Here is a 13,309-nt window from a genome sequence, read left to right on the forward strand (position 1 = left end):
GATATCCGCCAAAGCTTTACCCTCTTTCAACAGCGCATCATCAACGAATACGAAGCCATGATTGATGAGTTCGACCTCACCGTCATGGACGCGACCTTACCCATTCCAGAACAACAACGCCAGATGCGTAAACTGGTCACTCCACACCTCGAAGGTGTACGCCGCCTGCGTCCCCCATTGCGGGAGAAGGAACTGGAACATATTGCCCGCCGAGCCGAAGTGTTTCATAGTAACAATAGCAGAGAAACGTTATGATTACACTAGAGGATAAACAGACCATGACAGCATTAGATTTCTACGGTATAGATGCTATCGGCCTGCGCGCCAAAGAAGAGGTTTTGCCGGGACGACTGATTGTCATTGAGGGGACGGATGGTGTGGGCCGCAGCACCCAGATTCAACTCCTGCGACCGTGGCTGGAGAGCAGCGGCTATGCCGTCGTCGACAGCGAAATGACGCGCTCCGAGCTGGCGGGTAGTGGACTCAAAGATGCCAAAGAAGGCAACACCCTTGGTCCAATCACATTGAATCTATTTTACGCCACCGACTTTATCGATCGCTTTGAAAACCAGATCCTGCCCGCTTTACGTGCTGGCTTTATCGTCCTTACCGACCGCTACATCTACTCCCTCATGGCGCGTGCCCTGGTGCGTGGAGCCGATACACACTGGCTGCGCTCCATCTATGGACTCGCCCTCAAGCCCGACGCAATCTTCTATCTGCGCGTTGAACTCGAAGACCTCGTCCCCCGCGTTCTCCAGGGACGTGGCTTTGACTACTGGGAGTCCGGCATGGACATGCGCCTGGGTGATGACCTCTTCGAAAGTTTTGTGCGCTATCAAAAATTGATGCTCACCGAATACGATAAGATGGCCCTCGAATATCACTTTGAGGTCATAGACGCCACACGCGCCACCGAACAGATTGCCACCCAGCTCAAACAAAAAATACTGCCACTACTTCCCAATGGATAAAATAATTACCTCATACCCAAGAATTTTAGAGAATTTTAATCAAATATCACGTCAACCCTTGCTTAAAGTTGCACTAAGATGTTATACTGACACAGGAAAAATTTTGTTATAACCCACAATTGCCAGGTTTCGCATATAACAATTAAGCGGATAGTCTGTGAATAACTATCCCCTGTTGCGGAGGTAGCAATTGTCCGGGCAAAGGAGGTGAGGGACATGGACGCTGGCCCTAGTCATAGTAGGTGTGCCTATCATAAGACTACCAGTGCATACCTGCTTTCAGGACTGTTCTTCTCCTCATCGAGTAAAGTAACTGGATTCCTTCATCTTTGATCCTTTGGGGTAAAACAAGCACCACCCCCTTACTCGATGAGACAGGCATCGCCCCCATAGATGTGACTGATGTCGAGTAAGAATACTCCATTTTTGCCAGTAAGTCCTTACGCTGCTTTGCAGCATCCCCAGAAAATACAGCGCATTCTTCGAAATGCATCACGCAAGCTCAGTTGATTGTATCACCATGCATTTCGCAGACCGCTGTGTGCCATATCCCCAGTCGGATATGGCTAGATGGACTATGCCTGTGTAATCAGTGCGCGCCTGAGCGTAACGATTACATAACGTAACCCTGTTTACTTGCAAAAAAGGTGGTGATACCCATGATTTTTTTAAGTGCATTACTTCATAAAAGCATTTTTGATGCTGATCATCGCCGCATTGGCTCCTTGCGGGATATCTGTGTAACATTAAACGAGACATTTCCGGTGGTAACCGCGCTGGTGGTCCATCCGGCCAGCGGCAGTGAGCGCCTGATTATTCCCTGGTCGCAGGTACAGAGCATTGAAACGACCCCCGTCCAGCTTGCGGTACCCCAGACACAAATTAATACTTATGAACCCAATTCTGTAGAGATTCTATTGAAGCGCGATATCCTGGACAAACAGATTGTAGATACCCAGGGTTTCCGCGTGGTCAAAGTCAATGATTTAAAGCTAGCACAAATCAAAAAAACGGCCCGCCTGGTCGGGGTAGACATTGGATTAAGCGGACTGCTGCGCCGCCTGGGCTGGCAGCCAGCGCTCGATATGCTTGGCCGCATAACGCCACTCCAGCTGGCCGAGCGCACCGTAACCTGGAATTATGTCGAGCCAATTCAAGTGGTCAGCTCGAACACCAGCCAGCTGGCAGCCGTAGGAGCTGGCACCGCCAGTGTAGGAGCTGTAGGTGTTATTCCTCAGGTCCAGTTGAATGTCAGCCACAATAAATTATCCGAGCTCCATCCAGCCGATATCGCTGATATTCTCGAGCAACTGAACCTGGAAGAAGCCGGGGCCGTGTTGGAACGCCTGGATGATGAGACCGCCGCCGACACACTTAATGAAGTTGAGTATCCATTACAATCTGAACTCTTAACTGAACTGGGGCCTGATCGCGCCTCCGATCTATTGGAGCGCCTGGCCCCGGACGACGCCGCCGACATTCTGGCCGATATGCCAGCGATAGAAGCTGAGCGTCTACTCAACCTGATGCCCGCCGATGAATCCCAGCCAATTCGCGATCTGCTGCGCTATGGTGCCGAGACCGCCGGCGGCATCATGACCACGGAAGTACTGGCCCAGCCACTGGAAGCGACCGTCGAAGAGGTATTGATCTACTTACGCCAGCACTCATCGCACCTGGATATGGTCTATTATCTCTATATTGTTGATGAAGAGCAGCATCTGATTGGTGTGGTCTCGTTGCGCCAGATCGTCACTGCCGAACCCCATACTCGTATGGGCGACCTGATGGATCAGGATATCATTAAGGTACAGATTGATACCGATCAGGAAGAAGTGGCACGTATCATTGCCAAATATGACCTGCTCGGTGTGCCCGTGGTAGATGCCGATAACCATCTAAAAGGCATGGTAACCGTAGACGATGTCATCGATGTCATCCACGAAGAGCAGGCCGAAGATGTATCTGAGATTACCGGTACCGATGTAGAAGAGCACGAATCCGATGAGGATTCACGCCGTCGCAGCACTATCAGTCGTTCCTCGTGGTTAATTTTAAATGTGATCGTCGGTTTTTTCATCGCCATGATAATCTCCAGCGCCTTCAAACCGGTGCTGGGGAGTGCCAGCGCGCTGAGCCTGCTGAACGGGACCATGCCAGGTCTGAACCTGCACCTGGCCCTTAGCGGTGTACTCTGCTTGATTCCGATGCTATTACTGACCGCTGGAGCAGCCGGATCACAGGCCCTGGGCATTGCCGGCTGGGAGATGCGCACCAAACGTGGGCGCGACTTCTTCCGCACACTCTGGCGTGAAGTACTCCACGGCACCACAGGAGGAGTCCTGACCACCATCCTGGTCTATATCCTCTCCTGGCTACTCTATCGCTCACTCTTACTGAGTATCGCCGTCAGCCTGAGCTTTGGTTTCACCTTACTGATCGCCGTACTCTGTGGCCTGGCACTGCCGAACGTCTTACAACGCGTGCGTCTGCGTGGCAGCCTGATTGCAGCCCCATTGCTCAATCCAGTCATTGCCATCGCTAGTTTAAGCGTTTTCCTCGCTACGAGCCTGGCACTCATAAATGAATTTATCGGATAATGTCAAATTTGATGGCGAAAAGTATTGACGAACCACTACAAATGATATATATTAACAGTGTTCCAAGCGAACGACCTTCCTCGATAGCTCAATGGTAGAGCAATCGGCTGTTAACCGATGGGTTATAGGTTCGAATCCTATTCGAGGAGCTACTACTGGAGGCCACCAAGCGGTGGCCTTTTTTCGTGTTAACAGAAAGCTTCCTTCCTCGCACTGTTCCAGTGGAGTCGTCAAGCACAATATGTCGCCAGGCAAGGCATAAGGATAAACAATGTTGAATACAGACCGAACCGATATCGATTTTAAAGTGCTCTCCAGGAGCTTGCTGGAAGCCACTCCGCTGCCAACCTTTGTGATTGATCGCAATGGCGAGATCCTCTATTGCAATCAGAGAGGACTTGACCTCTACACTCCCACGCAATGGCAGCCGGGTCTCTACCTGACTCAGGTAATTCGCAATCAGGCAATCATCCAGCTGGTTCAGAATAGTATTGCCAGCAATACACAGCAAAAGGGACAGTTTGAGCAGGGCAATTCAGACATCGCCTGGAAAGTCACCGTCTCTCCCGTGGCCCACCAGGAACACTTCACGGGCAGCGAGTATCGCTACTTTGCGATAGTTATCGAGGACATGACCGAGGCGCGGCACATCGAACGTATTCAGCGCGACTTCATCGCCAATATTTCGCATGAATTGCGCACCCCGTTAACCTCGGTACGCCTGCTGGCCGAAACACTGGAAGATACGATCGACACCGATCCCGAAAAAGCCCAGGAGTTTGTTGAGAAGATAGAAAACGAGGTACACTACCTGAGCGAACTCGTCTCTGAACTCCTGGAACTCTCTCGCATAGAGTCGGGACAGACCTCGATGACCATAGAGCCAATCGGAGCTGAACAGCTGGTACGCGAAGTTATGGCCCGCATGCTCCCACTGGCACAACGCCACCGCGTGCAGCTGATGACAGATATCCATCAAGGCGAGACGCTGGTCGCCGCCGACAGCAAACAAATTACACGCGTACTGGTTAACCTGGTACACAACGCTATCAAGTTTACCCCTTCGGGCGGACAAATCGTGATTGGCACCGCACTACAGAATGACCAGCATGCCCAACGTTTTTTTGTCAAAGACACCGGCGTTGGAATCCGGGCCGAAGAGCTATCCCGCATCTTTGAGCGCTTCTACAAAACCGATCGCGCCAGGGCCAAGGCTGGATATATTGGCCCAGGTGGTGGTGGCACAGGCCTGGGGCTGGCCATTGCGCGCCACGTCGTTGAGACGCATAGTGGTCGCATCGCAGCGCAGAGCACCGTCGGGGAAGGCAGCACCTTCACGTTTACGCTACCAGTCGCCATACCTGGCGATGGGCAGGATATAGACCACAATCCGTAGGTGCGTCCTTTGCGGGCGTCGTAGGTGCACCCCTTGCGGGCGCTTCCATCCTCGCTCCACGATAATGTTGTAGATACGCCCCTTGCGAGCGCTTTGATTCGATGCATATCGTGATTATTGTTTATTTTTTGAGCGCAAAGGCAGTAAAATCGGCCGCAAGGGCCGAACCTATTCAAGCGGCGAAGGCGCTTGATTGCGCGGCGCAAATAATCAAAAGGGCTATACAGGTTTTATAGGTTTTAGTTGAGACCTAATTTCTTAAATGCAGATATAGGAACATAGGATCCGAAAAAATTTAAGACAATCTTTACGAGATTTTCGTTGCTAAATACTTCAACTATATGGTACATTGCCTAGCAGTAACCTCATTAACTGCAAAAAACTGATTAGAATACGTTTTCTTAGTAAGAAGACCTGATACGGCTAGAGTCAGCGTAATATGAGCATCGTGAAGCGCAGTAGGTCGTAATAGCACTTGCTCTTGTGTATTGACATAATGTCAGGTACAATGGGATGGTAGTGGGACGAGAGAGAGAGGACAGTATATGAGCAAACTCGTTATGGTTATCGATGACTCCGCGACAGTCCGAAAAATAGTGGAAACCTGCCTCAGGCGTGAAGGGTTTGATGTCAAGAGTTTTCCCGATGGCGTTGAAGCTATGCGCTGGCTAACTGAGCCGGAAGCACGCATTCCTGACCTGGTTATTTTAGATATAGGGCTACCTAAAATGGATGGCTATGAAGTTGCCCGGCGCCTCAAAACAAAACCCCAATTTAGTAGTACCATCATCGTTATGCTGTCGCGCCGTGATGGTATGATCGATAAACTCAAGGGCCGTCTCGCTGGTGCAAAAGACTACTTAACCAAACCATTCAAAACCCAGGATCTCATTGCCGTCATCGAATCCCATCTGGGCGCACCCGCCCCGAATTAGGAAAAGAAACAGCCGCTATGAGCCAACGTCCAGTTCTGCCATCCGTTACTTTAAGAGGCAGCCATGTCCAGTATCTTGAACAGCTTAGTGATCAAGACTTCTGGAAGTATGCGCAGCAGCTAGCGCAGGCACCTCTGGTACCTACGATGCAGGCTGAAGAATATTTAGAGTGCGTCTTCGAGATAGGCCGGGCACTGATTCCACTGACTGCCTTACGGGAAATACTACCCGCGGCTCGTTATCTTGCTCAATTGCCCGCCTCTCCCCACTGGATGCTGGGAATTACGGCCTGGCGCGGTGAATCTATCGCTGTCATCGACCTGGCTGCATATCTAACACAGCCATCCACCTATCTCTCAAGCCACTCTGTGCTCTTGATCGCTCAGCTAGCTGATATCACCCTGGGCCTGGCCGTAACCATCAGCGACACACCCACATCCTTCACTAACAGACAAGATAAACCTGGCAATGCTATCAAAACAGATGACTGGCACTTGCCCGAGCATAGCGTGCAGAGCACCCATGCCGGTATACCCATATTGCAGATACCAGTTATCATTAGTGATATAGTTCAACAACTTCGTATATCGCATGATTGAAAATCCTTCATTTGATGAGAATGAACTGACAACTGAAGATCTGGCCATCCTGGAAGCTTTCGATGCCATAGAAAGCTGGCCCACTAGTAGCGAAGAAAGCAGTGAAAAAAGCTCTGGCACTGCCAGCGGTGAGCAATATACAAAGGCCGAAGCTGAGGGTGATATGGATGTGGATGCGGAGATGCTCATTATCTTTCTCGAAGAAGCGACAGAAGACATTGCTAAAATGCGCCAGGCAGCCGGGCAGCTCGCGTGGGAAAACCAGCTTTCAGCGGCACGGTTTACAGTCTTTCAGCGGTCAGGCCACAAGCTACGCGGTACCGCCGGGGCAGTTGGTTACCTGATCATGTCCACGGCTGCCGAGCACGTCGAGACCATAGCGGAACAGGTACTGAACCATAATATCAAACCCGCAACTGGCCTGGAGGCGATCACGCAGGCAATCTCTGTCCTGGACGTTTGTCAGAACTACCTGACAGAAGCAGGGCAAGAACCAGATACGCCCGAGCTACTCACCGCGCTCGAGGCAATCTACCAGCGCCTGGGCATCACCATTACTACAGCATCACCCGGAACGGCAGCGCTACAAAAAACTCACCAGGAAGAAATCAGCAGCAAAGCGACGATCCCCCTGGAGCTAGCAGGTACCTTTCAATCTACCGCAGACCAGGCGACCGGACACGCAGATAGTCTATTCGGATCCGACAGCCACTCGGCCGATAGTTATCCGCTTTTCGTACACATCGAGAATCGGCGCTTTGAAAAACTGTTGCGCCATACCGGGCAGCTCATAGAAATGCATGCCGCGTTGGAAAGTGCTCAGCGCGATGTTAAAGCAGCCCTCCAGGCCCAGCAAGCGGCACAAAACCGGCTACAGCAAGTGGAGCAATCCTTAACCAATGTGCTTCAACAAAAACCTGCCACGCAAATACAGGGAGAGGCGACTTCGTCCTCACTGATTGCGCGCATCCTTAGCGATGCCTACCAGGAGAAGCCACGCAGTCGCCGGCATCGCAACCGCCTGCCAATCCAGACGCCCCATACAGAAGCAAACTGGGATGAGCTAGATCTGGAGCACTACACTGAACAGGATCTGCTGTTGCAGGCGTTGCGCGAAGCTATCAATCAACTGGCCATCTGCAGTGCACGTGTCAATACGGCCAATACAGCGCTGCAGATCGTTCAGCAAGAATATATGACACGAGCCGCCGTTGTGCGTGAAGACACCCAGATGATGCGCCTGACCCCACTTTCCACACTGGTCCCACGGCTACAAAAAGTTATCTCCGCGAGTGCCCTGGCACAACAATACAAAGTAGATTTTGAAGTCATCGGCGACACATTAGAGATCGACCAGGAGATTCTGGAAACACTATCTCCATCGTTGCTACACATGCTCCAGACATGTATCTCCGACACCTCTGTGCTTCAAGAAGAGCAGGCCGAGACATATCATGTCTGGCTGCACGTCCACGCCAGAGGTAATAACATCACGATTGAGATCGGCTTCTCCATGCCTGTCATAGGTGGAACGCTAGAAATACTACAAACACCATTACACAGGCTCAATGGCACCATCAACCTCCAGCGCAACACCGCCGGTGGAGTCAGCTTTCATCTTTCAATACCTCGCTCCCACGGCACCGTCCAATGTCTGCTCGTACGCAGTGGAGAGCAGCAATTGGTTGCCCCTATTACTCAAGTACAGCGCATCAGCATCCACGAACAAGAGCAACTGGACCATTGCTATCAGCTCAAAGATTTGCTGGGTTTAACTGAAGATTCAACATCCAACACGTCAGGAACCGAAACACAACCAATCCTGGTTATTCAGTCCTCAAGCAACAAAACAGTGGGTATTCTGGTAGACGAGATTCTAAGCGAACAAGATTTGACGGTCAAGCCGCTCCCCTCCTATTTACGGCGTCCTGGTATCACCGAGTCAGCCATCACCGGTCAGGGGAATACATTGCTGATGCTCGATCTACCGGAACTGATTCGGAACTATCTACAACGATCAATGCCGCGCAATGGTCAGGAAGCGGAGACGGCCAATGGTAGCGATGATCAGCAGAAGAAAAGCGATAGAAAGCCCAGAATTCTGGTAGCAGATGATTCGGCCTATCTCAGGCAGGCGGTACTCCAGACCCTGAAACAAGGCAACTATGAAGTGGCTGAGGCCAGAGATGGCATAGAAGCGATTGAGCAACTGCTAGAAAATACGCCTGATGTCTTTCTGCTTGATATTGAGATGCCGAATCTCAATGGTTACGATGTCTTGAATATTATCCGTGAATATCCTGAATTGGCACATGTCAAAACCATTATGTTGACATCCCGCACATCTGATAAACACATCCAGCGCGCTCGTGAATTAGGGGCGCAGGCTTATTTAGTCAAACCATGTCCACAAACGACCTTGCTCAATACGATTCGAGGTTTCCTGAATGAAAACAAGAGCAAGCATCCCAGGACCAGGTCATAACCACTGGCACCAGTGGTTTCCAGCAATATGTCGATGGTGGCTGGACAGGCAATAAAAAACCTGGCCTTTGCGAGAGAAGGCCAGGTTTTTTATAGTTTAATTTTGCAGGTCAACTAGCGATAAGAAGCCGGGGTGGCCTCGATAGAGCCAGTTTCAATCATAATTTCACGCAATTGCTTGGCATCAATGATCTCATTGGTACGCAATGCCTGCGCGATCCGATCCAGCGTGACATGATGCTCCGTCAAAAGCCTGACAGCGCGCTCGTAAGCTCGCTTGACAATACGATTGACCTCATCATCGATTAAAGTCGCCGTCTTCTCGCTATATTCGCGAGAATTGCTGGCCAGGGCGGTACCTGCAAAAGGATCTTCGCGTTCACTGTATGAAATTGTGCCCAGGCGCTCACTCATACCCCACTTGGTAACCATCTGACGCGCAATCGCCGTGACGCGCTGCAGATCATTTTCGGCACCCGTCGTAATATGTCCGATCGCCACCTGCTCCGCCGCGCGACCACCCAGGGCCGTTACTAACTGAGCCTCCAGGTAATCCTGGGCGTAGTTATAGCGATCATCCAACGGCGTATACTGAGTCACGCCCAGCGCCTGTCCACGCGGCACAATCGTTACTTTCGTAACGGGATCAACATACTCGGTCAGCAGACCAGTAAGGGCGTGGCCGCCTTCATGATAGGCAATCACATTCAAATCTTCATCGCTCAAGATTAATGGACGCTCAGCACCGATCTGAATCTTATCCAGCGATTCCAGGAAACAGTTCTGGGTCACATAATCCAGATTACGACGGGCCGCCAGCAGAGCGGCTTCATTTACTAGATTGGCCAGGTCGGCACCAACCATACCAGTCGTGGAGCGAGCTATCGCCAACAGATCAACATCCTTGGCCAGGGGAACCGTACGCGTATGGATCTTCAAGATCGACAGACGGCCATTCCAGTCGGGACGATCCACCGTCACACGGCGATCAAAACGTCCCGGGCGCAATAGCGCTTTATCCAGGCCATCGGGACGGTTGGTGGCAGCCAGCACAACTACGGCCTGGCGCGCATCGAAACCATCCATCTCAACCAGCAACTGATTCAGGGTCTGCTCACGCTCGTCATTGCTATTGATGCTGGAGCCGCGCTGGCGACCGACCGCGTCAATTTCGTCAATAAAGATGATACTGGGCGAGGCTTTTTTGGCCTGCTCGAACAGGTCGCGCACACGACTGGCGCCAACACCAACCAGCACTTCGACGAATTCGGAGCCACTCATCGAGAAAAAGGGCACCCCTGCCTCGCCGGCCACAGCACGTGCCAGCAACGTTTTACCAGTTCCTGGAGGGCCCACCAGCAACACGCCGCGTGGAATCAAACCACCCAGGCGCTGAAACTTCTGGGGCGTCTTCAGGTATTCAACCACTTCAACCAGGTCATTCTTCGCCTCATCGACACCCGCCACATCCCCAAAAGTGGTGGAAGGACGATCTTCCAGGATCAGCTTTGCTCGACTCTTACCAAAGCTAAAGATGTTTTGCTGGCTCTGAGTCGCACGTCGCATGATCACAAAGAAAATGCCAATTACAAGCAACCATGGCAAGAGATTGATCAGAATGTACAACAGATTATTGTCGGGAACAGGCTTCGCCTGATACGTAACATGGTACTGCTGCAACAACTTGATCAATGTCGGATCGCCATCGGGCAAAGTCATAAAATGGAACTTATTGCTTGTTTTTTGATTGACCGTAATAGCATTTTTGAATTGACCGGTCGCATCCTGGCCCTGGAAGGTAACCGATTCCACATTGCCGCTCTTAATCTGCTGATAGAAAGTGCTGTAAGGCACCTCAATCGTATCGGCCGATATTGTACTGTTATCGGATGTAAACATCCGGAAAAGGTAAAAACCCACGATCAATACGACAGCAATCACAATGACGCGGAAAAGAATCGAAGAGCCATTTCCACCTTCACGCGGACCACCTGGATTATTGTTATTATTACCGTTTCCACCATTATCGGGCCGCCTGGGAGATCGAGGGCCCTGATCATTGGGATTCTGGTACATATATGTAGCCTGAGCATCCATCCGTTCAGACCTGCTTTCTGCATCTGTCAAAGCATCCTGAGAGGATGCTCTTAATAGAGTCCGGGTATTGAACACGTTATAATTTTCTCCATATTACACGCATAACGATCTTTCGTCTACTACTATTGGCCCTGGTTTACCGGTTACTAGCGCCTTTAAACGAGGCTACATAGTGCATCCGTCACATGCAAGCAATAGGAAAACGAAAATTTGAGAGATACGCAATAGATACGTTTCAAAGTAGTGGTGGGTTACACTGTTGGGTCTGGATAACATATTCCAGTTTATCTATCAATCAAAAAGAACCACTGCCATTGGAATTTGACGCAACCCAATCGCTTTTCGTATACGATGTTAGCAGCAAATTTTTACTACCATTTCTCCACACTACCTATCCTGGTAGATATTATACAATTACGCAACCCCATGTGTACTATGTTCCCGATCATCAGCCAACATAAAACTTTCCCGAATGGCGCACCAATCCGGCGAGAAGGGGAGGCGAAGGCAACAAAAAAGTAGGAAGTAGGGGAAGTGACTATAGGGGGATGAACAAGTTGCGTTACCTCCTCAGAACACGATGCGCACGGCGCTCGTGTTCTTAACAAGGAGGAAGCATTCCACAACAAAAACTACGCAATCAATATGATAATGCTATCAGATCAACGTTTAGCGCTCATAGTAGAGAATGCGACCACAGTTTGTACAGGTTTGCAGTTCAGGGCTGATACGCACCTGTTGCATTTCACTAGGCGTTAGAATGACACGGCACCACTGACAGGAGTTTTGATCAACTTTGGAGACGGCGCGCCCCTGTTTAGTGCGCCGCATAGTTTCATAGCGCTTGAGCATGGCTTCCTCGACCTTCGATGAGAGAGATTGACGCTGTCTCTGAAGTTGCTGAAAACGAGCCTCAGCCTGTTCACGGCGCGTCTGGAGGATAGCATTTTCCTGCTTCCAATGCTCTTCTGCCTCCTGCAACGCCACCGCTTTGCGCTGCGCTGTTTCCATTAGCGACTCGGCTGTATCCATGACTTCCAGCAAGCGTTCTTCCTGGCGATTCTGCTGGGCGCGCAAATTCTGGACTTCTTGTTGAAGCATTTGTAGCTCTTTTCCATTCTGGATCGAGCCACTATAGAGACGACGCTCCTGGTTACCAAGGCGCTGACTGGTATCTTCGAGCGACCATTCAGCATCCTTCTGGGCTTGCTGACCAGCGAGCAGTTGTTGCTGTGCAGTGTCACACTCCGCGCGTAATTTTCGTAGTGTGGCACTACCTTGCAAGGAGGTGGAGATCGATTGTTTCTCAGCTGTAACGCGATCCAGTTCCAGATCGATCATCTGTAGCTGATACAGTACCGCTGTCACCTGTGATGTGCTCATGGGTAGAGGGCTCCTCCTTATCAAAGCCAACAATGTGCAAAAAGGATATTCTTATCATTGTACAGTTTTCCCGTATTCACAGCAATAGTTAAGGTGCACACAAGTGCAATTTGTTAACATGTTTTTTGCGGTCCTTTCACATGATGTTCATAGAAGGTCGGTATACTAAAGTCAAATTTCTACCTTTTTTGTAGAGCTGATGCCTTTCTTTTACCTTTTTAGAAGAGTGAAAGGGCGTTGGTTTGCCAATTTAATTATGATATGAGTAGTGTGATTTGCAATAGTGTGTGACAAGGAGTCTGGAATGCAGATTATTCGTTGGCACGGTCAAAGCCCACCAGAGGGACAGGAGATACGTGCGAGGATGCAGCAGCAGGGCTTACGGCCGTATTCCTGGTCCAATAGGCCTGGCGACGTTTACTCTCCACATACCCATAGCTATGAGAAGGTATTGTACTGTATACGAGGCTCAATCCGTTTTATCCTGCCTGATCAATTAGATGCTACTGGAAATGCGGTGTATGTGGATTTAGAACCAGGCGATTGTATGGTGCTGCCAGCCGGGGTACGTCATAGTGCCCAGGTAAGCACCAGGGGCGTGACATGTATGGAGGCAGCCCGCTATACTATACCTCTGGCCGAGAAGAATAATTATGCGGTATAGGCGCTGGCCGTCACATCTTAACGCTGTGTTATCTCGCCCCTCAAGCGAAGCACGAGCGGAAAAACTATATTCCGCATCCGTCAGGATAAGGCAACTCTTCAGGAGAGGGGCAGGCACGCCACAAACGAGGTTTCTTAATAGTCAGGTAGAGCACAACCTTATGCAGTTATTCATACA

The 13,309-nt window shown here is 50.5% G+C and carries 9 protein-coding genes, 1 tRNA gene and 1 pseudogene; 9 read left to right on the plus strand and 2 right to left on the minus strand.

Translation table 11 applies throughout. The features are described from left to right. From JMI88_RS16540 to JMI88_RS16575, 8 genes and pseudogenes are all read left to right on the plus strand, one after another. Positions 1 to 255 (plus strand): annotated as a pseudogene (locus JMI88_RS16540) (hypothetical protein); the annotation flags it as partial. Positions 256 to 278: 23 nt separating this feature from the next. Then, entirely contained in the window at positions 279 to 974 is a 696-nt protein-coding gene (locus JMI88_RS16545) for a dTMP kinase (protein WP_236022940.1), read from the plus strand. A gap of 659 nt (positions 975 to 1,633) precedes the next feature. Continuing rightward, complete coding sequence (gene mgtE, locus JMI88_RS16550; protein WP_201363041.1) at positions 1,634 to 3,574, plus strand: magnesium transporter; 1,941 nt, start codon at positions 1,634 to 1,636, stop codon at positions 3,572 to 3,574. Between the two features lie 77 nt (positions 3,575 to 3,651). Further along, positions 3,652 to 3,723, plus strand: a tRNA-Asn gene (locus JMI88_RS16555). A gap of 122 nt (positions 3,724 to 3,845) precedes the next feature. Then, on the plus strand, positions 3,846 to 4,970 hold the full coding sequence (locus tag JMI88_RS16560) for a sensor histidine kinase (RefSeq protein ID WP_201363042.1): 1,125 nt from the start codon (positions 3,846 to 3,848) through the stop codon (positions 4,968 to 4,970). A 545-nt stretch (positions 4,971 to 5,515) separates the two neighbouring features. Then, positions 5,516 to 5,905, plus strand: a complete 390-nt coding sequence (locus JMI88_RS16565; protein WP_201363043.1) for a response regulator — start codon at positions 5,516 to 5,518, stop codon at positions 5,903 to 5,905. A 17-nt stretch (positions 5,906 to 5,922) separates the two neighbouring features. Then, positions 5,923 to 6,504 (plus strand): chemotaxis protein CheW, encoded by a 582-nt coding sequence (locus JMI88_RS16570; RefSeq protein ID WP_201363044.1) that lies wholly within the window; start codon positions 5,923 to 5,925, stop codon positions 6,502 to 6,504. Beyond that, the gene (locus JMI88_RS16575) at positions 6,497 to 8,989 is read left to right on the plus strand and encodes an ATP-binding response regulator (protein ID WP_201363045.1); all 2,493 of its coding nucleotides are present in this window, start codon (positions 6,497 to 6,499) and stop codon (positions 8,987 to 8,989) included. Before JMI88_RS16570 ends, JMI88_RS16575 begins: the two co-directional genes overlap by 8 nt. A gap of 113 nt (positions 8,990 to 9,102) precedes the next feature. Here the strand turns inward: JMI88_RS16575 and ftsH are convergent, their stop codons facing one another. Together ftsH and JMI88_RS16585 are read right to left on the minus strand one after the other, a co-directional pair. Next, positions 9,103 to 11,115, minus strand: coding sequence for an ATP-dependent zinc metalloprotease FtsH (gene ftsH, locus JMI88_RS16580; RefSeq protein WP_236022941.1), 2,013 nt, complete (start codon positions 11,113 to 11,115; stop codon positions 9,103 to 9,105). A 639-nt stretch (positions 11,116 to 11,754) separates the two neighbouring features. Beyond that, positions 11,755 to 12,468 carry a zinc ribbon domain-containing protein gene (locus JMI88_RS16585; RefSeq protein ID WP_201363047.1) on the minus strand — a complete coding sequence of 238 codons (714 nt, stop codon included), beginning with the start codon at positions 12,466 to 12,468 and terminating at the stop codon, positions 11,755 to 11,757. A gap of 304 nt (positions 12,469 to 12,772) precedes the next feature. Between JMI88_RS16585 and JMI88_RS16590 the strand changes: the two genes are divergently transcribed. Further along, on the plus strand, positions 12,773 to 13,132 hold the full coding sequence (locus tag JMI88_RS16590; protein WP_201363048.1) for a cupin domain-containing protein: 360 nt from the start codon (positions 12,773 to 12,775) through the stop codon (positions 13,130 to 13,132). Positions 13,133 to 13,309: the final 177 nt, after the last annotated feature.

The sequence above is a fragment of the Dictyobacter formicarum genome (assembly GCF_016587435.1).